The organism is Actinoallomurus spadix (genome assembly GCF_024055725.1).
GTDB lineage: Bacteria > Actinomycetota > Actinomycetes > Streptosporangiales > Streptosporangiaceae > Actinoallomurus > Actinoallomurus spadix.
The window spans coordinates 82,032-107,944 of record NZ_JAMXMX010000026.1; the positions used below are offsets into that span (position 1 = coordinate 82,032).

Genomic DNA, 25,913 nt, shown 5'->3' on the forward strand with positions numbered 1-25,913 from the left:
GGCTCAGGACGCGGGATGGCGGCGCTTCTTGGCCTTGTCGATCCGGTCCAGCAGGACGACCGCCGCGACGACGACGAACGCGGACACGATCCACCAGAGGGGACCGGGCAGGCGCAGGGCCAGGGCCAGCCGTGGGCGCCACCCGAAGATCTTGGCGCCGAACGGATACAGCCCCTGGTGGAAGCCGAGCCAGAGCACCACGAACGACAGCAGGTCGTACGCCTTGGGATCCTTCATGGTCATCCAGCGTGGCGGTGAGGGGCGTCCCGGAGGAAGCGACCATGGTCTATTCCGCACGGCCGGCGGTTCACCCGCCACTCGCCGCCCGGATACGCCGAAGCCGGCCGAACGCCCGGTCCGCTGACAGGCGATCGGCCGGCCGGCGTCCGTCTCGAAGTCCCCGGCCGAAGGACAGCGGCGCTTTGAGACAGGCCCTGACGGCGGATCAGTCGGTGCCGGTGACGGAGAGGGTGCGGAGCTTCCAGCCGGCGTACGCGACACCGGCGACGGTGACGACGATCAGCAGCGGAACCGCCGTGGACGAGGCGACGTCCGCCTTGACGGCGGTCGCGTTGGTCACCATGTCGGCGACGCTGATGCCCCACTGGCGGATCGAGAGGGTCTTGGCGCCGGGGGCGTACCGGGCGATGAGGTTCTCCCAGACCAGGGCGTAGATCAGGCCGATGGTCACCGCGAACCGGCTGAGCACCGCGATCGCCAGGAACAGCGCGCAGTAGGCGACGCCCGCGACCAGCGCGCCCAGCGCGAACCCGGTCGCCAGGCCCGCGGTCATCCCGGTCATGATGACGCCCGCGACGAACATCGGCACGACGCCGAAGGCGACCACGAGGACGACCGAGACGACGTACTTCGTCGTGGAGATCACGGGCCGCGCGATCGGCTTGGTCATGATGTACATGATCTGGCCGTCGTCGATCTCCGGCCCGATCACGCCGGTGCCCGCCAGCAGCGCGAGCAGCGGCAGCAACGCCCCGAGCCCGAACTGCGTGAGCAGCATGGTGGCGTTGTCCAGGTCGGCGTGCCCGCTGGCCCGCAGGCCGATGCTGAGCATCAGCAGCAGCGCGGGCAGAAGGAACAGCAGGAGTATGCGCCGCTTGCTCAGCATGGCGCGGAACGTGATGGAAGCGATGACAGGGTTCACGACGCCACCAGGTAGGAGAAGACGCTTTCGAGGGACTCGTCGGCGGGGGCGACCTCCCACAGCCGGATGTCCGCCTGACGCGCCACCTGCGGGAGCACGAGGGAGAACCGCCGGAAGTCGACGGCCTCGACCTCGAGCCCGCCGGAGGTCAGCTCGACCCCGCGCGTCGACGGATCGGCGATGAGCGCCGCCGCCAGGCGCCGGTCGTCGCTGGAGCGGACGACGAACATGTGCGGCCGGTCGGTCATCAGCCGGCGGATGGCGCGGAAGTCACCGGACGCGGCGTGCCGCCCGGCGATCACGACCTCGATGTGGTGCGCGAGCCGCTCGACCTCTTCGAGGATGTGCGAGCTGAACAGCACCGTCCGGCCCTCGGCGGCCATCTTCCGGATCAGGTCCATCAGGTGCAGCCGCTGGCGCGGGTCCATCCCGTTGAACGGCTCGTCGAGCAGCAGCACCGGCGGGTCGTGGACCAGCGCGGAGGCCATCTTGACCCGCTGCTTCATGCCCTTGGAGTAGTTGCCGATGATCCGGTCGGCCGGGGCGACCATCTCCACCATCGCGAGGGCGCGCTCGGCGGCCGCCTCGGGGTTCGGCAGGCGGTGCAGTTTGGCCATCGCGCGGACGAACTGGCGGCCGGTGAGGAAGTCGTACGCGGTCTCCCGCTCGGGCACGAGCCCGATCTGGCGGTACACCGACGGGTTCTTCCAGATGCGCTGCCCGTCGACGGTCACCTGCCCGCTGGAGGGGGCGAGGAAGCCGCCCATCATGTGGATCAGGGTGGACTTGCCGGCGCCGTTCGGCCCGAGCAGGCCGGTGACGCCCGGCCCGATCGTCATCGAGACGCCGTTGACGGCGACGACGTTGCCGTACCACCGGGAGACGTCCCGGAGAACGAGCTCGCTCACGCTTCCTCCTCGCCCGCGTCGTGGGGGAACGATCCTTGCGGTCGGCTCACTTGGCGCCCGCCTTCCGGAAGCGGAGGTACAGGATCGCGACGCAGCCGACGATGAGGGCGGCGCAGAGCAGGGTGAACACCGGCCCGCCGATCCCGGAGGGCGGTGGTTCGGGCGCGGACTGCTTGGCACGCAGCGCCCAGACCTGCACGCCGTCGACCAGGTTGAACGGGGCGAACATGCCCGCCCACTGGGCCACCGTGAACTGCGTCTGGTTCTCGGCGATGCCCTGGACGGCGGCGACCGCCGTGGTGCTGAGCAGGTAGACCGCCATCACGGCGGTGACGCCGAACCCGCGGCGCGGCGTGAACGCGGCCACGACCAGGCCGAGGCCGGCGAGCACCAGCGCGAAGAGCAGGCACCCCGCGACGGCGGCGAGCCAGTGCACGGTGTGGGTGCCGATGTGCTTCTGCTTCGTGACGAGCGCGCCGATGTACAGGATCGTCACCGGTGTCGCCAGCAGTATGAACAGTGCGGTCGTGAACGCGCCGTACTTGGCCAGCACGTAGTCGAGACGGCTCAGCGGCCGGGAGAAGTACAGCGGTGTGACGTGGAAGCGCAGGTCGCGGGAGGCGATCACCGGCGCCTGTGCCGCCAGAAAGATCGCGATCAGCGGCTGCAGGTAGACGGCGTAGGCGGAGTAGCGGATGAGCTGGACGTCCCGCCCGGCCCCGACCTGCGCGGCGATCGCGGTGACCGCCACACTGATCGCCGCGGGCATCAGCATGATGGCGCAGAGGAGGAACGGCATGATCTTCGCCTTGACCGGCCGGCCCAGGCCGTACGCCGCGCGCAGGTTGTGCGTGAAGAGGGACCGGACGGCGTACGCGCGTCCGAGGCGCTTCCCGTCGTAGTGGCGGTACCCGATGTCGTGGATGACGCTCGTCACGAGAAGACCTCTTCGATGCGGTGGCGGCGGTTCTCCATGCGGACGAGGGCCAGGCCGAGGTCGGCGACCGAGTCGCGTACGACGTCGTAGGTGCTCTCGTCGGCGATGTCGATGAGCAGGAGGCGGCCGTCCGGGCGGACCTGCAGCCCGGTGCGTGCCAGGTGCTCGCCGAGACGGTCCATCTCCTCCTCGACCTCGACCGCCAGCACGCCGCTGACCTGGGTGAAGGCCGAGACCGCCTGCGACCGCAGCAGCCGCCCGCCGTCGATGATCACCAGGTGGTCGGCGACGCGCTCGAGCTCGCCGAGCAGATGGGAGGTGACCAGGACGCTGATGCCGAACTGGCCGCCGATCCGGCGGACGAGGGCGAGCATCTCGTCCCGTCCGGCCGGGTCGAGGCCGTTGGTGGGCTCGTCGAGGAAGACCAGCTTCGGGTCGTGGACGAGAGCCTGGGCGAGCTTGACGCGCTGCCGCATACCGGTCGAGTAGCCGCCGATCGGGCGGTACCGCTCTTCGTACAGCCCGACGTGGCGCAGCGTGTCGGCGGCGCGCTCGCGGGCGGCGGTGGGCGGCAGACCGGAGATCCGGGCGACGTGCACGATGAACTCGGTCGCCGACACGTCAGGAGGGAGGCAGTCGTGCTCGGGCATGTAGCCGACCAGCTCACGGATCCTCATGGTGTCGCGTGCCGTGTCGAAGCCGAGCACCTGTGCCTGCCCGCTCGTGGGTTCGAGGAGGCCGAGAAGGATCTTGATGAGCGTCGACTTGCCCGCGCCGTTGGCTCCGACGAGCCCGACGACACCGGGCTCGATGTCGATCGTCAGCTGATCCAACGCGAGCACGCCGGGGAACCGCATGGACAGCCCCCGGGTGGCGATGATGGACATGGTCCGAACCTAGTGGAGCGCCTCTGTAACCGTCGTCACTCTTCGGCAGTATTCGCCGCCCCACTTCGGGATGATTGCGGGCGTCTTCCGGACGATGCGCGACCGCCCGGCGGCGGACGGCGGTGATCACCCCTGTCCGCCGCCGGGCACCGGCCGCCGGTGGGAGGACCCGGTGATGGAGCGGTCTTCAGCCCGCGGCGGCGGGCGGCGTTCGGCCCGCGGCGGCGGGGTGGTGTTCAGCCCGCGGCGGCGATGCCGGGAGGGGCGGCGGCGAGTGCCGCCTTGATCGCCTCGATGAGCGCGAGCGCCGATTCCTCGGTGAGCTCCACCGCGACCCGGGCCGCCGGGCCGAGCTCCGGCGCGGCGAAGTCGATGTTGACGGTGTGCTCGAAGGGCGCGTGGAAGGGGTGGTCGACGTACACGGACGCCTGGGTCAGCGGGAACCAGCCGTCGGGCCCCTTCCCGCTGCCCGCCATCTTCCTCGTCTCGGTGACGTAGGTGCACATATCAGTCAGGCTCCCAGGTAGCGGTTGAACCAGGCGAAGACGCGCTGCCAGCCGTCGTTCGCGGCCTGCGGCCGGTAGTTCGGCCGGTCGACGGCGAAGAACGCGTGCCCGGCGTCCGGATACGAGTGGAACTCGTACGTCTTGCCGTGCTGCTTGAGCGCGTCCTCTAGCTCCCTGACCTGCTCGGGGGAGGGGTACTGGTCCTCGGCGCCGAACAGGCCGAGCAGCGGGCACGACAGGTTCGGGGTCAGGTCGACGATCGGCCGCACCGCCATCGGGGAGTTCTCCGGCACCTCGCCGACGACGAACGCGCCGTAGCAGTCCACCGCCGCGTCGAGGTCGAGCGAGCAGGCGGCCAGGAACGACTGGCGCCCTCCGGAGCAGTATCCGATCGTCCCGACCTTGCCGTTGGAGGAGGTCAGGCTCCTGAGGTGGCGGACGGCGGCGTCGACGTCGCCGACGAGGCGCTCGTCCGGCACGCCGCCCGCCGCGCGGGACGCGGCCGCCGCGTCGTCCGGAGCGGCGCCGGGCGCGTCGCGGTAGTGCAGGTTCGGCATGATCGCCGTGTAACCGTGTGCGGCGAACTTCCGCACGATCTCCTTGCTCGGCTCGTCGTAGCCGGGCATGTGGTGGATGACCACCACGCCGCCGTACGGACCCGGTCCGAGGGGCCGGGCGAGGTACGCCTCGATCGGGTCGCCGCTGTGGCCGGTCAGCGGGATCGTTTCGGCCATCATCGCGTCGTACATGGTTAGCAAGGCTATCGACCGGCGTCGATCTGCGGTTCGGCGGTTCGTGTCCCCGACCTGCGGAGGTCCGCACCACCCGGCGTAATCGACAAATCCCGTGATCGAACCATATGGCAGCATTCATCCGTCAAAGTTGGGCAAACAGCCAGCAAAAACGAGGTGAGCTGTATGGTGTCGTGGCGGGTTCGGGCGGTGGCGGTCGCGATTCCGGTGCTTCTCGTCGCCGGATGCAAGACCAGTGGGGTCCAGACCACCGGAGATGGTGCGGAACCGCACGCGACCAAGGGCAACGAGGCGACCGCGCGGAAAGAACTGGGTCAGCTCAAGGTCGCGGTGCCCGACCCGATGACCGGATACAGCCGCGAGAAGTACGGCCCTGCCTGGAAGGACGTGGACGACAACGGCTGCGACACGAGGAACGACATCCTCGCGCGCGACCTGTCCAAAGTGAAGAAGCGCGACAAATGCATCGTCATCTCCGGTGAGCTGCACGACCCGTACGCCGGCAAGGACATCCACTTCACCAAGGCGCACGCCTCCGAGGTGCAGATCGACCACGTCGTCCCGCTCGCCCTGGCCTGGCGGATGGGCGCCCACGAGTGGACGCCGGACAAGCGCGCGCACCTGGCCAACGACCCCGCCAACCTGCTCGCCGTGTGGGGCCGCCCGAACATGCAGAAGAGCGACAAGGGGCCGTCGGAGTGGCAGCCCCAGAAGTCGTTCCAGTGCACCTACGCCGAGAGGTTCATCGGCGTCACGTACGCCTACCGGCTGTCCGTGACCCGCGCCGACCGCACGGCACTGCAGGGAATGCTCGACACCTGCTGACGCCCGGGGGCCGGCGCCGCCCGTGACATTCGTACCGGTCGATCATGGATCGATGAATCTGCCGTAGGCACCCCCGTTCCCGCGAGGCTTGACGCGACGACGAAGCCGAGCGAAGGAACGACGATGACGCAGATCGCCCCGACCGACCGGCCCGTCCCGCGGGTCACGGACACCGCCACACCGGCGGCGGATACCGCCCCGCGGTCCGAGGACACCGCGTCGCGGGTCACGGCCGCCGCCCGGGCGGACCGGCCCGCGCGCCGGGCACTGGCCCGGACGCTCGGACCGCTGGTGGTGGACGTCGCCATCCCCACGGGCGGGTACTACCTCCTGCACAAGGGCCTGGGCGTGGACGTGGTCACCTCACTGGCGCTCAGCAGCGTGGTCCCGGCGGCGCACACGGTCCTCGACGCCGTCCGCCACCGCGTGTTCAACGGGCTGGCGGGCCTGATGCTGGCCGTCAACGTCGCCGGGATCGTGCTCAGCTTCGTGACCGGCGACCCCCGGCTCATGCTGGCCAAGGACTCCGGCGTGAGCAGCGTGATCGGCCTCGGCATCCTGATCTCCGCATTCCGCGGCCGTCCGCTGATGTCCGCCGGTTTCAAGCCGTTCATGACCAAGGGCGATCCCGCGAGGATCGCCGCGTGGGACCGCCTGTCCGCCGGATCGGCGGCGTTCCGGCGCCTCGAACGGCGGTTCTCCGTCATCTGGGGCCTGGTTCTGCTCGGCGAGTGCGCCGCCCGCCTGGCCGGCGCGTTCACTCTGCCGATCGACACGATGGCCTGGCTGTCCACCGTCATCCTGCTCGGCGCGATCGCCGTCGGGATCGTCGTCGGCGGGACCGCGAGCGAGCCGATGAAGAAGCTGATCGACGCCGAGACCTCGGCCTGACTCCCGGAAGGAGGAGAACCATGCGCGCCAAGGGCATCAACTACGACACCGCCTTCCTCCCGGGCGGACCGAACAGCCGGGAGGTCTTCGACTCCGACGTCGTACGGCGGGAGATGGCGCGCGACGCCGCTCCACGGCGCCGAGACTCCTGGTCGTTGGAACAACGAAGACCCTCGGCGCAGAGCTATGAGCCGGGCTCCGTGACGAAGTCACGGAGCAGACCGAACGCCTCACCTGGTGCCTCGCGGAACACTCCATGGCCCGTTCCCGGAAGGACGTGCAGGCGGACGGGGGCGGCGGTGATCGCCTCGGCGAGGCGGCGGGCGGCCGGTTCGGTGGCCACCGGGTCGTCCGCGCAGGCGAGGATCAGCGTCGGACAGGCCAGCCGGTCGAGCCGAGCCCACGGGTCGAATCGGCCGGCCATCTCGGGCGCCTCGGGTGCCTCGACGCCGCCGAGCCGTTCGAACGCGGCTGGCCGCTCCTGCGCGGAGCCGGGCATGACGCTGTCCAGCACCAGCTTGGAGACGCGGTCCGGGTGGCGCAGGGCCGCGGTCAGCGCGACCCAGCCGCCGCTGGACGTGCCCACCAGGATCGGGTCGACGATGCCGAGGGTGTCGCAAAAGTCGACGACGTCGTCCGCCCACCGCTCCCACGTCCAGGACCCGGGACCGGCCCGGTCTGACCGCCCGCTCCCGCGCTGATCCAGGTAGAGGACCTGGGCGAACTCCGCGGCCGCCCTGAAAGCCGGCTTGAACACCGAGTGGTCCGCGCCCGGCCCGCCGTGGAGCAGGACGATCGTCGGCCGCTCCACCATGGTCGCCCCGTCCGGCACGAGCTGACACCCGTCGACGTCGAAGTACAGCACGACGTCGTTGACGCGGACCCGCATCGCCCCATTGTGAGGGGCTACGGCACCGTACGAATTGGCCGGAAGCGGTCCTTGCCGCCGCCGTTGCCGGAGAAGCGACGAACCGGACATTCCTCCGGTCATCCCGGCGGCAACGAGTCGACAGCGGCTGCGAAGTGGCTCCGGCCGGGTGCCGTGCGCCTGGACGGAGCGGTTGCGGCCGGCCCTGAGTGGAACAAGACACGATCGGTGCGGTAGACCGGCCTCTATGACAGGACATGTGGGGGGTCAGGTCGTGGGATGCCTGCGCTGGCGATTCTGATCGGGTTGCAGGCCTCGGGGAAGACGACGTTCTTCCGGCAGGTGCTGGCGCCCGAGTATGTGCATGTCAGCAAGGACGACTTCCGGAGGGCCCGGCGGCGGCAGGCGCGGCAGATGCGGCTCGTCGAGGAGGCCCTGACGGCGGGGCTGAACGTCGCCGTCGACAACACCAACCCGTCCCCGGAGGAGTGGCGGCCGCTGGCCGAGGCCGCGCAGAGACACGGGGCGAAGGTCGTCGGTTACTGGTTCCCGCCGGACGTCCCCGGCTCACTACGCCGTAACGCTTCTCGTACCGGAGAAAATCGGGTGCCCGAGGTCGGCCTCTTTGCCACTCTGAAACGCCTGCGCCGCCCGCGGCCGTCCGACGGCTTCGACGAGCTGTACGAGGTCCGGTTCGACGGCGTGGGCGGATTCGACGTGCGGCCGGTGGCGAAGGAGGCGACGGAGTGAGGAACAACGAACTCGAGGCGCGAATGCGCTCCCTCGAGTGGTTCCACTCGCTGACCGTGCTCCCGGGCGCCTGGGCGGTCATCCGGGTCGACGGGCGGTCCTTCTCCCGTTACACGGAGAGCCGCTTCGACAAGCCCTTCGATCCGCGCTTCTCCGACCTGATGGTCGAGGCGGCGCGTGCGCTGCTGACCGAACTCGGCGGCCGCTACGCCTACACCGAGAGCGATGAGATCTCCGTCCTGCTCGACCGATCCTCCGACCTGTTCGGAAGGGAGGTGGAGAAGCTGGTGTCCATCTCCGCGAGCGTCGCCACCGCCGCCTTCGCGCTCGCCGCCGGCGAACCGGTGCACTTCGATAGCCGCGTATGGGTGGGCACCGGCCTCGACGATGTCGTCGACTATTTCTCCTGGCGGCAGGCGGACGCCGCGCGCTGCGCCCTGAACGGCTGGTGCTACTGGACGCTGCGGGGTGAGGGCCGGACGGCCCGCCAGGCGACGCGGACCCTCCACGAAACGAGCGTCGCGGACAAGAACGAGCTGTTGTTCGCCCGCGGGGTCAACTTCAATGACGTGCCCGCCTGGCAGCGTCGCGGGATCGGGCTGTGGTGGGAGAGCTTCGAGCGGCCGGGCCGCGATCCGATCCGCGAGATCGAGGTGACCTCCGTACGGCGACGGCTTCACATCGAGGAGGACCTCCCGATGAAGGACGACTACCGGGAGCTCGTCCGGCGCCTCGCGGAGCCCGGCGACTGACATGGACCGCCTATCCGGAGTCCGGGAGGTGTCGAGGTCGTCGGTGTCGAACAGAAGCCGGTAATACAGGCCCGAGTAGAGCATCTCGACCATGATGCCGGTGGCGATGTCGGCGCGGAGCCGGCCGGCGGAGATCGCGGAGGGAAGCCGCTTCTCGCAGAGGCGGGGCGACGCACCTGTTCAACGCGATGCGCGACCTCCACCACCGCGATCCCGCAACGGGGCCGTCGTCCATGGGAGCCTGCCCTAACGCCGCACCGGCGCGGGCTCCGGGCGGTCCGGGGTCTCGGCGGACAGGTCGGCGAGGAGACGCAGGGCCTCACCACTGGGAGCGGGTGCGTTCGGCGTCCCGGACGAGACAGGTCTTCGCGGCTTCCCGGAAGTGGGCGACGAGCGGATTGCGGTCGTCGGCGCGGGTGACGACGGCCACCTGGCAGGGTTCGATTCCGTTGACGGGGATGGTGGTGAGGTCGTCGCGGAGCCTGCCACGCCGGTCGTCGGCGGGCACGATGGCGATGGCGCGCCCGTCGGCGACGGCTTCGAGCTTGTCCTCGTATGTGTCGGCGAGCAGGGGACCGAGTGGGGCCGGTCTCCCGTCCGGGCGGGGATCGAGCCGCCAGAACCCCGTCCACGCCGCGGCCATGCCGGCGCAGGCGACGAGTGGTTCGTCGGCGAAGTCGTCCGGGCTGACCGATTGCTTCCCTGCGAGGTGATGAGAGGCGGACACGAGGAGTACCCGGGGCTCGTCGTAGAGGACGGTCACGCGCAGATCATCACTGCGGATCGGAAGCGGCGTGCGGGTGACGAGCACGTCGACCTGGCGGTCGGGTAGGGCTTGGGCTTCGTCCGCGTCCAGGTGCCGCGTGCGAACGTGAGCGTCGGGATGGCGACGGCGCAGGTCGCGCACTGCCGCGGTGATGACGAGGTCCTCGACGTACCCGATGGTGATCGCGCGTGGCGGCGCGGCGGCGCGGGCCGCGAGCGCCGCCTGGGAGGCGGTGTGCAGGAGTTCCTGTGCTCGCGGAAGGAATGCCGCGCCGGCCGCGCTGAGGCGGCTGCCCTGGGTCGTGCGCTCCAGCAGGCGCACGCCCAGTGCGTCCTCCAGCCGCTGGATCTGGCGGCTCAGGGAGGGCTGAGCGACGTGCAACGCCGCTGCCGCCCGGGCGAAGTTCAGGTGCTCGGCGACGACCGTGAAGTACCGGACCAACCGCAGGTCGAGGTCCGGACCGGCATCGACCGTCGGGAAGCGCGGGGCGTCTTCAGGCACACGACGACTGTATTCGTTATGCGGCTACTGCATGAGGGAGTGCGAACCAGGACTTAGACGCCCGGCTCAGACGGCTGTTGACTGCTGTCGTCCGGCCGAGGGCACCCTCGCCGGGACGAGAACCAACACGTCGAATCCAAGAAGGACGTTCCTGCATGACCATCGTCTTCGTTCATGGTGTTCCGGTGACCTCTGCGGTCTGGACGCCACTGATCAATGAGTTGTCCAAGCTCGGCCATGATGATGTGGTCCGGCTCTCGCCTCCCGGTTTCGGTGCCCAGCTGCCTGCGGATTTCGGTGCCACGATGGATGATTACCGGAGCTGGCTCGTTGACGAGCTCACGCGGTTCGACGCACCGGTGGATCTCGTCGGCCACGACTGGGGCGGAGGGCACGTCATCGAAGTCGCGATGACCCGCCCCGACCTGCTGCGCAGTTGGGTGAGCGACACTATCGGCGGTTACGAGCCGGACTTCGTCTGGCACCCCCTGGCACGAACCTGGCAGACACCAGGCGAGGGAGAGCGTTCCATCAAGGAGATCTTCGCTGGAGACGCCGATGAGCGGGCGGCGCGCATGGTCGAGTGGGGCATTCCCGAGCCGGCTGCCGGCGAGGTGGCGCTCGGGCAGGGCGCGGAGATGGGAAAGGCGATCCTCGCGTTGTACCGGTCAGCGATGCCGGCGAAGCTGATCGAGCGTGGCCGTGATCTCCCCGCCGCCGCTGCTCGGCCGGGTTTGGTTCCCATCGCCACCGAGGACCTCACCGTCGGTCGCGTGGACACCCGGCGCCGTGCCGCCGAGCGGGCCGGCGCTCGTACTGCGGTACTCGAAGGAGCCGGTCACTGGTGGATGCTTCAGGGTCCCCCTCAGGCGGCTCGCATGCTGTCTGAGTTCTGGGCCGGCCTGTAACGCCCACCCCGTCTGGGTCTCGAAGGCGACGATCGAGGACACCGAGGCGACCGAGACGATCGCGCCGCCGCCACCGGCCTCCATGACGCGGAAGGCCTCGATCCGGCGCGCGCCCGCGACGACGTGGTGGCCTTCGCGGACCAGCCGGGCGGCCATGGCCTCGCCGATGCCGCTGCTGGCCCGGGTGACGAGGACGACCTTCGGCTCGGATGCGGTGTGCGGTTGCGGGTGGCTCGTTGGCATGACTGCCGACTCTGGGCGGGCCGGACGGAGGGGAGAAGGGCGCGATCCTCCCTGGGAGCAGCGCACCCAGGAAGCGCGCCGATCGCCGACCTACGATGGCGGCATGACCTCAACCGAGCTCGGTGCCTACCTCAAGGCCCGGCGGGCCCAGGTCACCCCTGAGCGGGCCGGCCTTTCCAGCACGGGACACCGCAGGGTCCCCGGCCTGCGGCGCGAGGAGGTGGCGTCGCTGGCGGGAGTCAGCGTCGACTACTACGTCCGTCTCGAGCAGGGCCGGGAACGCTCGCCGTCCGCGCAGGTCGTCGAGGCCCTGGCCGTCGCCCTGCGCCTGCCGGAGGACGGCCGCCTGCACCTGTTCCGCCTGGCCGGGCTGAGCCCACGCGCCCGGAGCGCCGCCGTGAACGATCATGTCGACCCGGGTCTCCTGCAGCTCATGAGCGCCTGGCCGGACAACCCGGCCATCGTCTACAACCGTGCCTACGACGTCCTCGCGTCGAACGCGATCGCCGACGCGCTCTTCCACGACTGGGCGCACTCGCGCAACCTCATGCACGTCGTCTTCACCGAGCCCGCCGCGCGGAGCTTCTACGCGGACTGGCACGAGGTCGCGCGCAACTCCGTGGCCGGTTTCCGGCTCGGCTACGGTGAGGCGCCCGACGATCCGCGCATCCGGCGGGTGCTCACCGAACTGCTCGCGGAGAGCGCGGAGTTCGCCCGGCTCTGGGCCCGGCACGACGCCCGCGGCAAGGCGCTCGAGACCAAGCGGTTCCACCACCGCGACGTGGGAACGCTGACGCTGTCCATGCAGACCTTCGACGTCCGCTCCAGTCCCGGCCAGGAGCTCGTCGTCTACCACGCGGAGCCGGGCTCGCCGAGCAGCGAGGCCCTCGGCCTCCTCGGGTCCCTCGCCGCCGGCGTACACCAGAGGTAAAGGTCGAGCACTGTTTCGCCCCGATCGCCCTTCTCGGGGGTGAATCCGGCTGGTTTGAAGGCGTCTACCGTGTCACGGGTTACTCGACGGTGACGGACTTGGCGAGGTTGCGGGGCTGGTCGACGTCGTGGCCCCGCGCGGTGGCCAGCTCACAGGCGAAGACCTGCAGCGGGACCGTCGCGACGAGCGGCTGCAGGAGCGTCGGCACGGCCGGGACCCGGATGAGCGTGTCGGCGTACGGGACGACGGTCTCGTCGCCCTCCTCGGCGATGACGATCGTACGGGCGCCGCGGGCGCGGATCTCCTGGATGTTCGACACGATCTTGTCGTGCAGGACCGGCCGGGCGCGCGGCGGCACGATGACCACCACGGGAAGGTCCTGCTCGATCAGCGCGATCGGCCCGTGCTTCAGCTCACCGGCGGCGAAGCCCTCCGCGTGCATGTACGCGAGCTCCTTGAGCTTCAGCGCGCCCTCCAGGGCCACGGGGAAGCCGACGTGCCGCCCGAGGAAGAGCACGCAGCGCTCGCCCGCGAGGGACCGGGCCAGCTCGCGGACCGGCTCGACCGTGCCCAGGACCGCCTCGACCTTCTCCGGCATGGTGGCGAGCAGCTGGATCATCGCGAAGACCTCGTCGCCCCACTTGGTCCCCCGGACCTGAGCGAGGTAGAGCGCGATGAGGTACACGGCGACCAGCTGGGTGAGGAACGCCTTGGTCGAGGCCACGGCGATCTCCGGACCGGCGTGGGTGTACAGCACGCCGTCGCACTCGCGGGGGATCGTGGAGCCGTTGACGTTGCAGATGCCGAGCACGTTGGCGCGCTGCTCGCGGGCGTGCCGCACCGCCATCAGGGTGTCCATGGTCTCGCCGGACTGCGAGATCGCGATGACCAGGGTCGAGCGGGTGAGGATCGGGTCCCGGTAGCGGAACTCGCTGGCCAGCTCCACTTCGCACGGGATCTGCGCCCAGTGCTCGATCGCGTACTTGGCGATCAGCCCGGCGTGGTAGGCCGTACCGCACGCCACGATGATGATCTTCTCGACGTCGCGCAGCTGCTGGTCGGACAGGCGCATCTCGTCGAGGGTGAGACGGCCGTCGGCGCCGACGCGGCCCAGCAGGGTGTCGGCGACCGCCCGCGGCTGCTCGGCGATCTCCTTGAGCATGAAGTAGTCGTGGCCGCCCTTCTCGGCGGCGGAGACGTCCCAGTCGACGTGGTACTCCTTCACCGGGGCCGCGGCGCCGGCGAAGTCGGTGACGGTGACGCCCTCGGGGCGCAGCTCGACGACCTGGTCCTGGCCCAGCTCGATCGCGTCCCGCGTGTGCGCGATGAACGCGGCGACGTCGCTGGCCAGGAAGTTCTCCCCCTCGCCGACGCCGACGACGAGCGGTGAGTTGCGGCGCGCGCCGACGACGAGGTCCGGCTCGCCCGCGTGCACCGCGACCAGCGTGAACGCCCCCTCGAGCCGCCGGCAGACCCGCCGCATCGCCTCGGTCAGGCCGGCGCCGCCGGCCACCTCCTCCTCTAGGAGGTGCGCGACCGCCTCGGTGTCGGTGTCGGAGGACAGCTCGTGGCCGCGCTCCTCCAGCTCGACGCGGAGGGCCGCGAAGTTCTCGATGATGCCGTTGTGCACGACCGCCACCGCGCCGGTGCAGTCGACGTGCGGGTGGGCGTTGCGGTCGTTGGGCGGCCCGTGGGTGGCCCAGCGGGTGTGCCCGATGCCCGCGCGGCTCCGCGGTGGCGGGTTCTCGGCCAGCGCGTCGCGCAGGTTGACGAGTTTGCCCGCCCGCTTGGTGACCGTCAGCTTCCCGTCGGCCAGCACCGCCGCGCCCGCCGAGTCGTAGCCTCGGTATTCCAGCCTGGCGAGCCCGTCGACGACGACGTCGAGAGCGGGTTGCGACCCGACGTACCCCACGATTCCGCACATGGGACGTCACCTTAATGGCTCCAGGTGAGCGGCTAGACCAGTGCCTCCGGAAGCGTCCGTTTCCGGCAAAGGTCACCAGAAGTTAACTTCAGTAAAGGCTATGGTTTCCTCCATGATCCCTGACGGGGAGGGCATGGCCGGCCCCTATGTCGAGTTCGGCCGCGAGGAGTGGCGGGCACTGCGGGCGGCGACGCCGCTGACGCTCTCGCCGGAGGACCTGGAGGGCCTGCGCGGACTGAACGACCCGATCGACCTCGCCGAGGTCGAGGAGGTCTACCTGCCGCTGGCGCGGCTCATCGGCCTGTTCGCCGCGGCCGAAGGCCGCCTGCGGGACGCGGTCGGCGCGTTCCTCGGCGGCCCGGTCGTCCCGACGCCGTTCGTCATCGGCATCGCCGGGAGCGTCGCCGTCGGCAAGTCGACCGTGGCGCGTCTCGTCCGGACGCTGCTCGCCCGCGGTGACGGGAGGCCCACGGTCGAACTGGTCACCACGGACGGCTTTCTCTACCCGAACGCCACGCTCGCCGAGCGCGGGCTGATGGACCGCAAGGGCTTCCCCGAGTCGTACGACCGCGGGGCGCTGCTGGGGTTCGTCTCCGCGCTCAAGGCGGGCGCCGCGGAGCTGTCCGTGCCGGTGTACGACCCGCTGGCCTACGACATCGACCCCGGCGCCCGGCGGGTCGTCCGGCGGCCCGACATCCTCATCCTGGAGGGCCTCAACGTGCTGCAGACCGCCCGGCCGGGCGGTCTGGCGGTGTCGGACCTGTTCGACTTCTCGATCTACGTGGACGCGCGGGTGAACGACGTCCGCCAGTGGTACATCGACCGATTCTTCGCGCTGCGGCGCACGGTCTTCACCGACGAGCGCTCGTTCTTCCACCCGTACGCGCAGGTGGACCCGGACGAGGCGGCGGCGTACGCCGAGCGGACGTGGCGGGAGACCAACGAGGTCAACCTCGTCGCCAACATCCTGCCGACCCGGGACCGCGCCACCCTCGTCCTGTGCAAGGACCGCGACCACCGGATCACCCGCGTACGCCTGCGCCGCATCTGACCGCTCAGCCGGCACGCCCGGAGCGCACGGCCAGAACCGAGCAGCAGCCGCCCAGCACGGCGGCCGCGGCGAGCGCGACGCTCGTCACCGCCAGGGCGTGGCCGGTCGGCGGCGCGACGCTCAGGAACACCGTGCCGAACGTCGCCACGCCCACGACCTGCGCGAACTGGTTCATCGTGACGAGCAGGCCGCTGGCGTCGGCCGCGTCCGCGACAGGCACGCGCGCGAGCGCGAGCGCGAGCATCGGGCTGAAGGCACCGCCCAGGCCGAGACCGGTCAGGGCCATCGCCGCCTCCAGCCCCACGCCACCGGACTGGAACACCGCCAGCCCCAGGTACCCGAGGGCCGCGACGGCGAACGCCGCCGGGACCAGCACGCGGTGCCACCGCGCGGGCACCCGCCGCCAGTTCAGGCTCGCGAGGGCGAACCCGCCCGCGCCGGGGATGAAGGACAGCCCGGCGCGCAGCGGGCTGTCGCCCAGGCCGCCCTGCAGGTGCAGGGCCAGGCTGAACAGGAACCCGCCGAACGTCGCCATCGCGAAGAAGATCGTGACGCCGCCGGCCAGGAGCCCGGGCGTGCGCAGCAGCCGGCCGGGGATCAGCGGCGCGGCTGCGCGGCGCTGCAGGACCACGAAGATCCCGAAGAGGACGACGCCGCCGGCCAGCATGACCCAGCCCCAGCCGGGCCAGCCCTCCTCGTGCCCGAGCACGAGCGGCACGATGAAGCAGACGACGGCGGCGGACAGGCCGAGCACGCCGGGGACGTCCAGCCGGCGGCCCCGCTCACCACGGTCGCCCGGCAGGACGCGTGGCCCGGCGACCAGCAGCGCCACGCCGATCGGTACGTTCACCAGGAACACCGGCCGCCAGCCGGTGCCGAGGACGTCGGCGCTGACGAGGGCGCCGCCGATCACCTGCCCCGCGACGGCGCCGCCGGACAGCACAGCCGAGTAGGCGCTCAGCGCCCGGGCCCGCGCGGCGCCGGTGAAGTTCCGCTGGATCAGGCTCATCACCTGCGGCACCATCACCGCGGCGCCCGCGCCCTGGACGAGCCGGAAACCGATGAGCAGGCCGGTGCTCGCCGCGAGGCCGCACGCCAGGGACGCCGCGGTGAAGACCGCCAGCCCGCCGAGGAAGGCGCGCCGGTGCCCGAGAATGTCACCGAGGCGCGCCCCGGTGATGAGCAGCACGGCGTACGCGATCGTGTAACCGGCGATGACGAGCTGCAGGCCCGCGCCGGACGCCTGCAGGTCGGTACGGATGGTGGGGGCGGCGACGTTGACCACGGTCACGTCGAGGACCGCCATGAACTGCCCGAGCATGATGAGCGTCAGCAGCCCGCCGCGGCGGACCGGCGCCGGTGCCGGGGGAGCGTCGAGAGTGATCTGGGCCATGCGCCGAGCCTGCTGCCGGAGCGGTACAGGTGGTGAGAGCCCGCTGATACTGGTGTTGACAGCACCTGGCACGGCGGCCCGGCGTACCGCACCATGGACGGGTGACCATGACGACCACCCGCCGGCGGACCGAGCTGGCCGCCTTCCTCCGCAGCCGGCGGGAGCGCATCACCCCCGCCGACGTCGGGATCCCGGCGGGGCTGCGGCGGCGCACGCCCGGGCTGCGCCGCGAGGAGGTCGCCCAGCTCGCCGGGGTCGGCGTCACCTGGTACACCTGGCTCGAACAGGGCAGGCCGATCAACGTCAGCGTCCAGGTCCTCGACGCGATCGCCCGTACGCTCCGTCTCGACCGGCCCGAGCGCGAGCATCTCTACCACCTGGCGGACGTGCCGGCGATGCCCGGTCCACCGGTGCACGACCGGCTCGAACCGGAGGTGCAGGCCGTCCTCGACGGCCTGGCTCCGCTGCCCGCCAGCGTGCTGTCGAGCCGCTACGACGTGCTCGCCTGGAACACCGCCTACTCCGCCGTGTGGCCGGCCGTCCTGCGCGCCGACGACACCCATCCCCGCAACCTGCTGTGGCGGATGTTCGTCACCCCGCACTGCTGCAACCAGATGCTCAACCGCGACACCGAGCTACCGCAGATGGTGGCGATGTTCCGGGCGGCGTTCGCCCGGCACCTCGGCGAGCCGTCCTGGACCGGGCTGGTGGAGCGACTGTCGGCGGCGAGCCCCGAGTTCGCGGAGATGTGGGCGGCCCAGGACGTCGCCGTCCCCTCGACGCGCGTGAAGCACTTCAAGCACGCCGCCGTCGGCGAAATCCGGATGTCGGTGGTCAACTTCGCCGTCACCGCCACGCCAGAGACCCGGCTGGCGGTCTACACGCCGGTCGACGAGGACACGCGCGAGCGCATCCAGTGGCTGATCGACAACCCCGGCGCGCCCGCCGTCGACCACGTCCATCGGGCCCCTGTGGTCCCGGAGTGATAAACCTGGTCGAGTGATCGTCGGAGTGGGGATCGACGTCGTCGACGTCGCCCGGTTCGCCAGGTCGCTGGAGCGCACGCCGGGCCTGGCCGTCCGGCTCTTCACCGACCGGGAGCGCGGGCTGCCCCCGCGGTCCCTCGCCGCGCGGTTCGCGGCCAAGGAGGCCCTGGCCAAGGCGCTGGGGGCGCCGCGCGGGCTGCGGTGGACCGACGCGGAGGTGCGCCGCGCCGAGGACGGCCGCCCGAGCCTGCACGTGATGGGCACCGTCCAGGAGGCGGCCGGGCGGCTGGGCGTCACCACCTGGCACCTGTCGCTCAGCCACGACGGGGGCGTCGCGATCGCGATGGTCGTGGCGGAGAACACCCGATGAGAGGTCCGTCGCGGTGGGGGCCCGGAGACGAGCCCGTCGCCGTGGTGGCGGAGAACACCCGGTGACGAGCCGCGCGGTGCCGGCGGGAAGAGATCTCATGAGGAGGCGAGCGTGATGCGGTACGCACACGAGGTCGACAAGGTCCGGACCGCCGAACGGGCGCTGATGGCCCGCCTGCCCGACGGGACGCTCATGTCGCGCGCCGCGGCCGGTCTGGCGTCGGTGTGCGCCCGGATCCTGCGCGGCGGCCGGCCGCACGCCGAACCGGGCCTCGGCGTGTACGGCGCGCGCGTCGTCCTGCTGGTGGGCGGCGGCGACAACGGCGGTGACGCCCTGTACGCGGGCGCGGGCCTGGCGCGGCGTGGCGCGGGGGTCACCGCGGTCCTCGCGGGAACGAAGAGCCACGAGGGCGGGCTGGCCGACCTGCGCGCCGCCGGCGGCCGGGTGCTGCCCGTCGCGGAGGAGGAACGGGTGGCCACGGCGATCGACCGGGCCGACCTGATCATCGACGGAATGCTCGGCATCGGCGGCCGGGGCGGGCTGCGCGAGCCGTACGCCGGCCTGGCCCGCCGCGCGGCCGACAGCCCGGCGATCGTGGTGGCCTGTGACCTGCCCAGCGGCGTCGACGCGAGCAGCGGGCAGGTCGCCGGGGCGGCGGTCCGCGCGGACGTGACCGTCACCTTCGGGACGTACAAGCCGGGTCTGCTCGTCGACCCGGGCGCCGAGCACGCGGGTGTGGTCGAACTCGTCGACATCGGGCTCGGCCCGTACCTGCCCGACCCGGACGTGTGCGCGCCGCTCGCCGAGGACGTCGCCGTCCGGCTGCCCCGCCCGACCAGCGAGTCGAACAAGTACCGGCGGGGCGTCGTCGGCGTCCTCGCGGGGAGCGAGACGTTCACCGGGGCCGCCGTCCTCGCCGTCGGCGGGGCGGTGCGCGGCGGGGCGGGGATGGTGCGGTTCGCGTCCTCCGAGCACCCGGTGGAGCTCGTCCGGCAGCGCTGGCCGGAGTCGGTGACCACGGTCATCGGGGACTCCCTGGACGGGATCGGGCGGGTGCAGGCGTGGGTGGCCGGGCCCGGCCTGGGCACGGACGAGCGGGCCGAGGCGCTGCTCGCGCAGGTCCTCGCCACGGACCTGCCGGTCCTCGTCGACGCCGACGGGCTCACCGTGCTGGCGCGGCGGCGCGACCTGCTGTGGCGGGACGCGCCGACCGTGCTGACCCCGCACGCCGGAGAGCTGGCCCGGCTGCTGGGCACCGACGCCGGTGAGATCGAGGCGCGGCGGCTGGAGCACGTGCGCCGCGCCGCGGAGGAGCTGACCGCCACCGTGCTGCTCAAGGGCTCCACGACGCTGATCGCCGAGGCGGACCGGCCGGTGCGGGTGAACCCCACGGGCACGCCCTGGCTGGCGACGGCGGGCAGCGGCGACGTGCTGTCCGGGCTCACGGGCGCGCTGCTCGCCGGCGGCGTGCCGGCGATCGACGCGGCCGCGACCGGGGCGTACCTCCACGGCCTGGCCGCCCGGCTGTCGGCCGACCCGTACGGCGACGGCGCCGCGCCGATCAGCGCGTACGACGTCCTCGACGCGCTGCCCGAGGCGTTCCGCACTCTGGCCGGATGACGCCACGACGGCGGCGTGAATGGCCGGAGCTCACCCCGGCGGCTGCCACACTGGAGTTCATGGTGAACGTCCCCGCAACAGCGCATGTCGACCTCGCGGCGATCAGCCACAACGTCGGCGTCCTCCGCGAGAAGGCCGCGGGCGCCGAGGTGATGGCGATCGTCAAGGCCGACGGGTACGGGCACGGCATCATCCAGGCCGCTCGCGCCGCGCTGGCGGGCGGGGCCTCCCGGCTCGGCGTCGCGACCCTGGCCGAGGCGCTGACCGTACGGCGGGCCGGCGTCGACGCGCCGGTGCTGTGCTGGCTGCACGGCACGGGCGAGCCGTTCGACGAGGCCGTCGCCGCCGACGTCGACCTGGCCGCGAGCTCGACGCACGTCGTCGAGGAGATCGCGGCCGCCGCCGCGCGCGCGGGCCGTACGGCGCGACTGCACCTGAAGATCGACACGGGGCTGTCCCGCGCGGGCGCGACGCCCGAGGACTGGCCGTCGGTGGTGGACGCCGCGCTCCGCGCCCAGGCGGAGGGGTGCGTGCAGGCGGTCGGGATCTGGTCGCACCTGGCGTGCGCGGACGAGCCGGGCCACCCGTCGATCGCCGCGCAGCTGCGGACCTTCGACGAGGCCGTCGAGTTCGCCGAGAAGGCCGGCGTCCGCCCGGAGGTCCGGCACATCGCGAACTCCGCGGCGACGCTGACGATCCCCGAGGCGAGGTACGACCTCGTACGGCCCGGCATCGCGGTGTACGGCCTGAGCCCCATCCCGTCGCACCCGGCCTCCGACGGGCGCGAGGACCACAACTTCGGCCTCCGGCCCGCCATGACGCTCACCGGGCGGATCCTCGTCACCAAGCGCGTCGGCCCCGGCACGGGCGTGTCGTACGGGCACCGGTACACCACCGACCGGGAGACCACGCTCGGCGTCGTGCCCCTCGGGTACGCCGACGGCATCCCTCGCAGCGGCACCAACCTCCTGGAGGTCCTGGCGGCCGGCCGTCGGCGGCGCATCGCCGGCACGGTCTGCATGGACCAGTTCGTCATCGACGTGGGCGACGACGAGCTCCACGCCGGCGACGAGGTGATCCTCTTCGGCCCGGGCGACCGGGGCGAGCCCACCGCGCAGGACTGGGCCGACCTGCTCGGCACGATCTCCTACGAGGTCGTCACCCGCATCGGCGCACGTGTCGCCCGCGTGTACGAAGGAATCCCCCAGTGAACAAGAAACGCATCGGGCTGATCGGCGCGGCGGTCGGCACCGCCGGCGCGGTCGGCGTGGGCGCGGTCGTCGCCGCGCGGAGGTACGCCGTCGGGCGGGCCCGGCTCACCCCGGACCCCGACGCGGGCGAGCCGTTCGGCGAGCTGCGCGGCCGGCCGCTGACCGTCGAGGCGAGCGACGGCGTGCCCCTGCACGTCGAGATCGACGGGCCGGACGACGCGCCCCTCACGGTCGTCTTCTGCCACGGCTACTGCCTGAACGAGGACTGCTGGCACTTCCAGCGGCGCGACCTGGGCCGCGACGGCGACCTGCGGCTGGTCCTCTGGGACCAGCGCAGCCACGGCCGGTCCGGGCGCAGCGACCTGACCCACGCGACCATCGACCAGTGCGGCGCGGACCTGTTCGCCGTCCTGGAGGCCACCGTGGACCCCGGAACGCCGGTGGTCCTGGTCGGTCACTCCATGGGCGGCATGACGATCATGGCGCTGGCCGAGAGCCATCCGGAGCTGTTCGAGGACGGCCGGATCGCCGCGGTCGCCCTGATCAACACGTCCTCGGGTGAGCTGGCGGAGCTCAGCCTGGGCCTGCCGATGGCGTTCGGCAAGGTGTTCAAGACGGCGCTGCCCCGGGTGACGCGCAGTCTGGGCAAACGGGCGGAGCTGGTCGAGCGCGGGCGGCGGGCGGGCGCCGACGTGGCGTTCATGGTCACCCGCCGGATCGCGTTCGGCGACAAGCGCGTCAGCCCGTCGGTGGTGGACTTCGTCGAGCAGATGATCCGCTCGACGCCGATCGACGTGATCGCGGAGTTCTATCCGACGCTCGCCGCGCACGACAAGCTCGCCGCGCTGGAGGTCATCAGGGGCCTGCCCGCGCTGGTCGTCGTCGGCGACGAGGATCGGCTGACGCCCCCCGCGCACGGCCGGCTGATCGCGGAGATCCTGGGCGACGCCGAGCTCGTGGAGCTGTCCGAGGCGGGCCACGTCACGATGATGGAGCACCCTGAGGTCGTCACCCGGGCGCTCATCCGGCTGATCGACCGGGTGCGCCCCGTCGCGGAGGAGGAGGAACGATCGGCGTGAAACCCATCCCGGTTCCCACCGATGAGGCGATGCGCGAGCTGGGCCGAAGGCTGGCCGCCGCGCTGCGCGCCGGAGATCTGGTCGTGCTGTCCGGGCCCTTGGGCGCGGGCAAGACGACGCTGACCCAGGGCCTGGGCGAGGGTCTCAAGGTCCGCGGGCCGATCACATCGCCGACCTTCGTCATCGCGCGGGTGCATCCGTCGCTGGCCGGCGGGCCCGCGCTGGTGCACGTCGACGCGTACCGCCTCGGCGGGCTGGACGAGGTCGATGACCTGGACCTGGACCTGCAGGACGCCGTGACCGTCGTCGAGTGGGGCGAGGGCATGGTCGAGGAGCTGTCCGAGGACCGGCTCGAGGTGACGATCGAGCGCGGGGACACCGAGGAGCGCACGGTCCGGATCACGGGCGTCGGCGGCCGCTGGGCGGACTCGCCGGTCGACCCCGTGCTGTGATCCGCGCTGTGATCTGCGATTTGGACCGGTCCGTTTCCGTCCGGGCGCAGACTTAATCGCGATCTTGCAATACCCTCACCAGTGAATCTCACCTTCCTGGCGAAACAGGACAAACGGGGTGGAGGGGGAGAGATCTGGTGAGTGGCCGCCGTCGCGCCCCCCGCCCGGCCGGACGCCGCAGACGCGTCTGGGCGGTCGCGGGCGTCCTCACGCTGGTCGTCGCGGTATGCGCCGTCGCGGCCCTGACGCTCCTACGGCCCGGCAAGGCCCGTACCACGGCGGACAGGGCCGCGACCGGACCGCAGAGCTCGCCGATGAGCGCGCCCGACGGCTCCGAACGCGACATCGTCCCCGACGCCTGCACCGTGCTGAGCCAGGAGGTCACCGGCCGGCTCACCCCGGGCGCCGAGCGCACCGGGATGGACCAGGGCACCCAGTCCGACCGGCACAGCGAATGCGCCTGGAGCATCTACGGGAACGACCGCCGGCAGCTGACCGTCGAACTGCGCGCCCTCAACGGCGACGGGACGGGGAGCGCGACCCAGGTGGCGACCCGGACGTTCGGTGAGGAGTGGGGGTTCGACCGCGAGGGCAAGGACCTCGCCGACACGGTCAAGGTCCGCGACAGTCGCGGCGTCAGCGGCGTCGGAGAGCAGGCGTACGTCGTCTACACCGTCGACGGCGACCAGATCGGGAACGCCGTCGCCAACGCCCGCCTCGCGAACGTCCTCGTCACCGTCCACTTCTCCGGCAGCGACGACAAGGACGGCGACATCACGCCGATCTCCTCCTCGGACGCCACGAACGGCGCCCTCTCCGCCGCCCGCGACGTGATCTCCAAGCTCCAGTCCCAGGCCTGAACGGCGCCGGCCGGTCAGAGTGACCCCGTGGGCGCGCTACGCTCATAGGTCGTGCTGGTCTTGGCTTTTGACACTGCGACCGCCGCGGTCACCGTCGCCCTGAGCGAGGGCACCCCCGGCGGTGTCCGGCTGCGCGCCGAGTCCAACGCGGTCGACCGGCGGCGGCACGCCGAGGTGCTCGCCCCCGCGATCGCGACCGTCCTCGAGGAGGCCGGGGTGACGCGGGCCGATCTGACGGCCATCGCGGTCGGCGTCGGCCCCGGCCCCTACACCGGCCTGCGCGTCGGCCTCACCACCGCCCGCGCGCTCGGCGCCGTGCTCGGCATCCCGGTCCACGGCGTCTGCACCCTCGATGTCCTCGCCTGGCAGTCCGGCCGCACGGCGCCGTTCGTCGCGGCGACCGACGCCCGGCGCAAGGAGGTCTACTGGGCGTCGTACGCCTCGGCCCGTGAGCGCGCCGCCGGCCCCGCCGTCGGCAAGCCCGCCGAGGCCGCCGAGCCGGGCCTGCCCGCCATCGGCGAGGGCGCGCTGCTGTACGCCGACACCCTCGCCGGGCAGGAGCCCGCGCTGCCCTCCGCCGCCGCGCTCGCCGACCTGGTGATCACCCGGCTGTCCGGCGGCGAGGGCCCCGACCTCCTGGAGCCCGTCCCGCTGTACCTCCGCAAGCCCGACGCCAAGGAGCCCGGGCCGCGCAAACGGGTGACGCAGCCGTGAGCCTGCGCGCGATGACCGACGCCGACCTGCCCGACGTCCTCGCGCTCGAGCCCGTGCTGTTCCCCGAGGAGCCCTGGTCCGAGCAGGCGTACCGCGAGGAGCTGGCCGACGCGACCGGCACGCGGCACTACGTCGTGATCGAGGACGACGACGGGCGCTTCGCCGGCTGGGCGGGCCTCGCGGCCGCCGGCGGCCAGGCCGACGTCCTCACCATCGGCGTCCGCCCCGAGCTGCAGGGGCGGGGGCTCGGCGCCCGGCTGCTGACCGCGCTGCTCGACGAGGCCACCGCCCGGGGCTGCCCCGAGGTGTTCCTCGACGTCCGCGCCGACAACGACCGGGCCCGGCGGCTGTACGAACGGTTCGGCTTCACCCCGGTCGGCGTCCGCAAGGGCTACTACCAGCCCTCGGGCGTGGACGCGATCGTGATGGCCCGAGACTCGCGGCGGAGCGGAACGCCCGCCGGACAGGGAGTGGGAAGATGAAGGACGAACCCCTGGTCCTGGGGATCGAGACGTCCTGCGACGAGACGGGCGTCGGCATCGTCCGCGGCCACACGCTGCTCGCCGACGCGATCGCCTCCAGCGTCGACGAGCACGCGCGCTTCGGCGGTGTCGTCCCCGAGGTCGCCTCCCGGGCGCACCTGGAGGCCATGACGCCGACCGTGGACCGTGCCCTCGCCGACGCCGGCGTCACCCTGAACGACATCGACGCGATCGCCGTCACCGCCGGCCCGGGCCTCGCCGGTGCCCTCCTCGTCGGCGTCGCCGCCGCCAAGGCGTACTCCCTGGGTCTCGGCAAGCCGTTGTACGGCGTGAACCACCTCGCCGCCCACGTCGCCGTCGACCAGCTCGAACACGGCGCGCTGCCGAAGCCCTGCGTCGCGCTGCTCGTCTCCGGCGGCCACTCCTCGCTGCTCCTCGTCCCCGACGTCGCCTCGGACGTGCGCCCCCTCGGCGCCACCGTCGACGACGCGGCGGGGGAGGCGTTCGACAAGGTCGCGCGCGTCCTCGACCTCGGCTTCCCCGGCGGCCCGTACATCGACCGCGCGGCCCGCGAGGGCGACCCGGGCTCGGTGTTCTTCCCGCGCGGCAAGTACGACGACGGCACCTACGACTTCTCCTTCTCCGGCCTGAAGACCGCGGTCGCCCGCTGGGTCGAGGCCCGCGAGCGCGCCGGCGAGCCGGTCCCGGTCGCCGACGTCGCCGCCGCCTTCCAGGAAGCGGTCGTCGACGTGCTGACCAAGAAGGCCATCGCCGCCTGCAAGGACAACGGCGTCTCGCACCTGCTCGTCGGCGGGGGCGTCGCGGCCAACTCCCGGCTCCGCGCCCTGGCCCAGGAGCGCTGCGACAAGGCGGGCATCGAGCTGCGTGTGCCCCGGCCGAAGCTGTGCACCGACAACGGCGCCATGGTCGCGGCCCTCGGCTCCGAGCTCGTCGCCGCCGGCCTTGCCCCCTCCGACCTCGGCCTGCCCGCCGACTCCTCCCTCCCCATCACCCAGGTCCTGGTCTAGGCCCCCGGTCTCAGCGCAAAACTCGTACGCGTCACCGTTCACTCCGTCCCACCCGGCGACGCCGTACGCGCCACCTTCGACGTCATCGGCTGCTGCCCCCTGCCTAGGCGAACATGGCGAGGTCAAATCTGTGATCACGCGATCGGCGTCGTGGGG

Annotated in this window: 28 protein-coding genes and 1 pseudogene; 17 read left to right on the forward strand and 12 right to left on the reverse strand. The window is 71.9% G+C overall.

The window, feature by feature from the left end; translation table 11 throughout:
* Window positions 1-3: 3 nt before the first annotated feature.
* The 7 genes from NE235_RS30255 to NE235_RS30285 all read right to left on the reverse strand — a co-directional run bounded on the left by NE235_RS30255 (window position 4) and on the right by NE235_RS30285 (window position 5,149).
* Complete coding sequence (locus NE235_RS30255) at window positions 4-237, reverse strand: hypothetical protein (protein ID WP_252808903.1); 234 nt, start codon at window positions 235-237, stop codon at window positions 4-6.
* A gap of 208 nt (window positions 238-445) precedes the next feature.
* Window positions 446-1,162: an ABC transporter permease gene (locus tag NE235_RS30260; protein ID WP_252808904.1), complete on the reverse strand. Its 717-nt coding sequence runs from the start codon at window positions 1,160-1,162 to the stop codon at window positions 446-448.
* On the reverse strand, window positions 1,159-2,070 hold the full coding sequence (locus NE235_RS30265) for an ABC transporter ATP-binding protein (RefSeq protein WP_252808906.1): 912 nt from the start codon (window positions 2,068-2,070) through the stop codon (window positions 1,159-1,161). The genes NE235_RS30260 and NE235_RS30265 overlap by 4 nt, the downstream gene beginning before the upstream one ends.
* 46 nt (window positions 2,071-2,116) lie before the next feature.
* A complete protein-coding gene (locus NE235_RS30270; RefSeq protein WP_252808909.1) occupies window positions 2,117-3,007 on the reverse strand; it encodes an ABC transporter permease in 891 nt (296 codons plus the stop codon).
* Complete coding sequence (locus NE235_RS30275; protein ID WP_252808911.1) at window positions 3,004-3,894, reverse strand: ABC transporter ATP-binding protein; 891 nt, start codon at window positions 3,892-3,894, stop codon at window positions 3,004-3,006. Before NE235_RS30275 ends, NE235_RS30270 begins: the two co-directional genes overlap by 4 nt.
* A 236-nt stretch (window positions 3,895-4,130) precedes the next feature.
* Window positions 4,131-4,400: a DUF6295 family protein gene (locus tag NE235_RS30280; RefSeq protein ID WP_252808912.1), complete on the reverse strand. Its 270-nt coding sequence runs from the start codon at window positions 4,398-4,400 to the stop codon at window positions 4,131-4,133.
* 5 nt (window positions 4,401-4,405) lie between these two features.
* Window positions 4,406-5,149 carry a dienelactone hydrolase family protein gene (locus NE235_RS30285; RefSeq protein WP_252808914.1) on the reverse strand — a complete coding sequence of 248 codons (744 nt, stop codon included), beginning with the start codon at window positions 5,147-5,149 and terminating at the stop codon, window positions 4,406-4,408.
* A 168-nt stretch (window positions 5,150-5,317) separates the two neighbouring features.
* Here NE235_RS30285 and NE235_RS30290 point away from each other — a divergent pair, with 168 nt between their 5' ends.
* Both NE235_RS30290 and NE235_RS30295 read left to right on the forward strand, forming a co-directional pair.
* Complete coding sequence (locus NE235_RS30290; RefSeq protein ID WP_252808916.1) at window positions 5,318-5,977, forward strand: HNH endonuclease family protein; 660 nt, start codon at window positions 5,318-5,320, stop codon at window positions 5,975-5,977.
* Window positions 5,978-6,100: 123 nt separating this feature from the next.
* Window positions 6,101-6,868, forward strand: a complete 768-nt coding sequence (locus NE235_RS30295; protein WP_252808918.1) for a VC0807 family protein — start codon at window positions 6,101-6,103, stop codon at window positions 6,866-6,868.
* 184 nt (window positions 6,869-7,052) lie between these two features.
* Here the strand turns inward: NE235_RS30295 and NE235_RS30300 are convergent, their stop codons facing one another.
* On the reverse strand, window positions 7,053-7,757 hold the full coding sequence (locus NE235_RS30300; protein ID WP_252808920.1) for an alpha/beta fold hydrolase: 705 nt from the start codon (window positions 7,755-7,757) through the stop codon (window positions 7,053-7,055).
* Between the two features lie 258 nt (window positions 7,758-8,015).
* On the opposite strand from NE235_RS30300, the gene NE235_RS30305 reads away from it, so the two are divergent.
* Window positions 8,016-8,486, forward strand: a complete 471-nt coding sequence (locus NE235_RS30305) for an ATP-binding protein (protein WP_252808922.1) — start codon at window positions 8,016-8,018, stop codon at window positions 8,484-8,486.
* Complete coding sequence (locus tag NE235_RS30310) at window positions 8,483-9,238, forward strand: tRNA(His) guanylyltransferase Thg1 family protein (protein WP_252808924.1); 756 nt, start codon at window positions 8,483-8,485, stop codon at window positions 9,236-9,238. Before NE235_RS30305 ends, NE235_RS30310 begins: the two co-directional genes overlap by 4 nt.
* A gap of 319 nt (window positions 9,239-9,557) precedes the next feature.
* On the opposite strand, the gene NE235_RS30315 is transcribed toward NE235_RS30310, so the two are convergent.
* Complete coding sequence (locus tag NE235_RS30315) at window positions 9,558-10,505, reverse strand: LysR family transcriptional regulator (RefSeq protein ID WP_252808926.1); 948 nt, start codon at window positions 10,503-10,505, stop codon at window positions 9,558-9,560.
* Window positions 10,506-10,660: 155 nt separating this feature from the next.
* On the opposite strand from NE235_RS30315, the gene NE235_RS30320 reads away from it, so the two are divergent.
* Entirely contained in the window at window positions 10,661-11,413 is a 753-nt protein-coding gene (locus NE235_RS30320) for an alpha/beta fold hydrolase (RefSeq protein WP_252808928.1), read from the forward strand.
* A gap of 111 nt (window positions 11,414-11,524) precedes the next feature.
* Here NE235_RS30320 and NE235_RS37830 read toward each other — a convergent pair.
* Window positions 11,525-11,656, reverse strand: a pseudogene (locus NE235_RS37830) (oxidoreductase); the annotation flags it as partial.
* Between the two features lie 103 nt (window positions 11,657-11,759).
* On the opposite strand from NE235_RS37830, the gene NE235_RS30330 reads away from it, so the two are divergent.
* Complete coding sequence (locus NE235_RS30330; RefSeq protein WP_252808930.1) at window positions 11,760-12,587, forward strand: helix-turn-helix transcriptional regulator; 828 nt, start codon at window positions 11,760-11,762, stop codon at window positions 12,585-12,587.
* A 79-nt stretch (window positions 12,588-12,666) separates the two neighbouring features.
* Here NE235_RS30330 and glmS read toward each other — a convergent pair whose 3' ends face one another.
* Entirely contained in the window at window positions 12,667-14,511 is a 1,845-nt protein-coding gene (gene glmS / locus NE235_RS30335; protein ID WP_252808939.1) for a glutamine--fructose-6-phosphate transaminase (isomerizing), read from the reverse strand.
* Between the two features lie 112 nt (window positions 14,512-14,623).
* Here glmS and coaA point away from each other — a divergent pair, with 112 nt between their 5' ends.
* Window positions 14,624-15,562, forward strand: a complete 939-nt coding sequence (coaA, locus tag NE235_RS30340) for a type I pantothenate kinase (protein ID WP_252808941.1) — start codon at window positions 14,624-14,626, stop codon at window positions 15,560-15,562.
* 4 nt (window positions 15,563-15,566) lie between these two features.
* Here coaA and NE235_RS30345 read toward each other — a convergent pair whose 3' ends face one another.
* Window positions 15,567-16,955 (reverse strand): MFS transporter, encoded by a 1,389-nt coding sequence (locus NE235_RS30345; RefSeq protein WP_252808943.1) that lies wholly within the window; start codon window positions 16,953-16,955, stop codon window positions 15,567-15,569.
* Between the two features lie 107 nt (window positions 16,956-17,062).
* On the opposite strand from NE235_RS30345, the gene NE235_RS30350 reads away from it, so the two are divergent.
* The 10 genes from NE235_RS30350 (at window position 17,063) to tsaD (ending at window position 25,757) form a co-directional block, all read left to right on the forward strand.
* Window positions 17,063-17,941, forward strand: coding sequence for a helix-turn-helix transcriptional regulator (locus NE235_RS30350; protein ID WP_252808977.1), 879 nt, complete (start codon window positions 17,063-17,065; stop codon window positions 17,939-17,941).
* Between the two features lie 13 nt (window positions 17,942-17,954).
* Complete coding sequence (locus tag NE235_RS30355) at window positions 17,955-18,311, forward strand: holo-ACP synthase (protein WP_252808945.1); 357 nt, start codon at window positions 17,955-17,957, stop codon at window positions 18,309-18,311.
* 114 nt (window positions 18,312-18,425) lie between these two features.
* Window positions 18,426-19,931: an NAD(P)H-hydrate dehydratase gene (locus tag NE235_RS30360; RefSeq protein ID WP_252808979.1), complete on the forward strand. Its 1,506-nt coding sequence runs from the start codon at window positions 18,426-18,428 to the stop codon at window positions 19,929-19,931.
* 59 nt (window positions 19,932-19,990) lie between these two features.
* A complete protein-coding gene (gene alr / locus NE235_RS30365; protein WP_289849430.1) occupies window positions 19,991-21,142 on the forward strand; it encodes an alanine racemase in 1,152 nt (383 codons plus the stop codon).
* Window positions 21,139-22,221, forward strand: coding sequence for an alpha/beta fold hydrolase (locus tag NE235_RS30370; protein ID WP_252808947.1), 1,083 nt, complete (start codon window positions 21,139-21,141; stop codon window positions 22,219-22,221). The genes alr and NE235_RS30370 overlap by 4 nt, the downstream gene beginning before the upstream one ends.
* Window positions 22,222-22,250: 29 nt before the next feature.
* Window positions 22,251-22,673: a tRNA (adenosine(37)-N6)-threonylcarbamoyltransferase complex ATPase subunit type 1 TsaE gene (gene tsaE / locus NE235_RS30375; RefSeq protein WP_252808989.1), complete on the forward strand. Its 423-nt coding sequence runs from the start codon at window positions 22,251-22,253 to the stop codon at window positions 22,671-22,673.
* Window positions 22,674-22,810: 137 nt separating this feature from the next.
* Window positions 22,811-23,533 carry a hypothetical protein gene (locus NE235_RS30380; RefSeq protein WP_252808949.1) on the forward strand — a complete coding sequence of 241 codons (723 nt, stop codon included), beginning with the start codon at window positions 22,811-22,813 and terminating at the stop codon, window positions 23,531-23,533.
* A 51-nt stretch (window positions 23,534-23,584) separates the two neighbouring features.
* Complete coding sequence (gene tsaB / locus NE235_RS30385; RefSeq protein WP_252808951.1) at window positions 23,585-24,247, forward strand: tRNA (adenosine(37)-N6)-threonylcarbamoyltransferase complex dimerization subunit type 1 TsaB; 663 nt, start codon at window positions 23,585-23,587, stop codon at window positions 24,245-24,247.
* 11 nt (window positions 24,248-24,258) lie between these two features.
* A complete protein-coding gene (gene rimI / locus NE235_RS30390) occupies window positions 24,259-24,729 on the forward strand; it encodes a ribosomal protein S18-alanine N-acetyltransferase (protein ID WP_252808954.1) in 471 nt (156 codons plus the stop codon).
* Entirely contained in the window at window positions 24,726-25,757 is a 1,032-nt protein-coding gene (gene tsaD / locus NE235_RS30395) for a tRNA (adenosine(37)-N6)-threonylcarbamoyltransferase complex transferase subunit TsaD (protein WP_252808956.1), read from the forward strand. Before rimI ends, tsaD begins: the two co-directional genes overlap by 4 nt.
* The last annotated feature ends 156 nt before the right edge of the window (window positions 25,758-25,913 follow it).

What these genes read in the sequence shown, in the direction of transcription:
- NE235_RS30255 (WP_252808903.1), bottom strand. Translation starts at nt 237, where the DNA reads ATGAAGGATCCCAAGGCGTACGACCTGCTGTCGTTCGTGGTGCTCTGG.
- NE235_RS30275 (WP_252808911.1), bottom strand. Translation starts at nt 3,894, where the DNA reads ATGTCCATCATCGCCACCCGGGGGCTGTCCATGCGGTTCCCCGGCGTG.
- NE235_RS30280 (WP_252808912.1), bottom strand. Translation starts at nt 4,400, where the DNA reads ATGTGCACCTACGTCACCGAGACGAGGAAGATGGCGGGCAGCGGGAAG.
- NE235_RS30285 (WP_252808914.1), bottom strand. Translation starts at nt 5,149, where the DNA reads ATGTACGACGCGATGATGGCCGAAACGATCCCGCTGACCGGCCACAGC.
- NE235_RS30290 (WP_252808916.1), top strand. Translation starts at nt 5,318, where the DNA reads ATGGTGTCGTGGCGGGTTCGGGCGGTGGCGGTCGCGATTCCGGTGCTT.
- NE235_RS30295 (WP_252808918.1), top strand. Translation starts at nt 6,101, where the DNA reads ATGACGCAGATCGCCCCGACCGACCGGCCCGTCCCGCGGGTCACGGAC.
- NE235_RS30300 (WP_252808920.1), bottom strand. Translation starts at nt 7,757, where the DNA reads ATGCGGGTCCGCGTCAACGACGTCGTGCTGTACTTCGACGTCGACGGG.
- NE235_RS30305 (WP_252808922.1), top strand. Translation starts at nt 8,016, where the DNA reads ATGCCTGCGCTGGCGATTCTGATCGGGTTGCAGGCCTCGGGGAAGACG.
- NE235_RS30320 (WP_252808928.1), top strand. Translation starts at nt 10,661, where the DNA reads ATGACCATCGTCTTCGTTCATGGTGTTCCGGTGACCTCTGCGGTCTGG.
- NE235_RS30330 (WP_252808930.1), top strand. Translation starts at nt 11,760, where the DNA reads ATGACCTCAACCGAGCTCGGTGCCTACCTCAAGGCCCGGCGGGCCCAG.
- glmS (WP_252808939.1), bottom strand. Translation starts at nt 14,511, where the DNA reads ATGTGCGGAATCGTGGGGTACGTCGGGTCGCAACCCGCTCTCGACGTC.
- coaA (WP_252808941.1), top strand. Translation starts at nt 14,624, where the DNA reads ATGATCCCTGACGGGGAGGGCATGGCCGGCCCCTATGTCGAGTTCGGC.
- NE235_RS30345 (WP_252808943.1), bottom strand. Translation starts at nt 16,955, where the DNA reads ATGGCCCAGATCACTCTCGACGCTCCCCCGGCACCGGCGCCGGTCCGC.
- NE235_RS30350 (WP_252808977.1), top strand. Translation starts at nt 17,063, where the DNA reads ATGACGACCACCCGCCGGCGGACCGAGCTGGCCGCCTTCCTCCGCAGC.
- NE235_RS30360 (WP_252808979.1), top strand. Translation starts at nt 18,426, where the DNA reads ATGCGGTACGCACACGAGGTCGACAAGGTCCGGACCGCCGAACGGGCG.
- alr (WP_289849430.1), top strand. Translation starts at nt 19,991, where the DNA reads ATGGTGAACGTCCCCGCAACAGCGCATGTCGACCTCGCGGCGATCAGC.
- tsaE (WP_252808989.1), top strand. Translation starts at nt 22,251, where the DNA reads ATGCGCGAGCTGGGCCGAAGGCTGGCCGCCGCGCTGCGCGCCGGAGAT.
- rimI (WP_252808954.1), top strand. Translation starts at nt 24,259, where the DNA reads ATGACCGACGCCGACCTGCCCGACGTCCTCGCGCTCGAGCCCGTGCTG.
- tsaD (WP_252808956.1), top strand. Translation starts at nt 24,726, where the DNA reads ATGAAGGACGAACCCCTGGTCCTGGGGATCGAGACGTCCTGCGACGAG.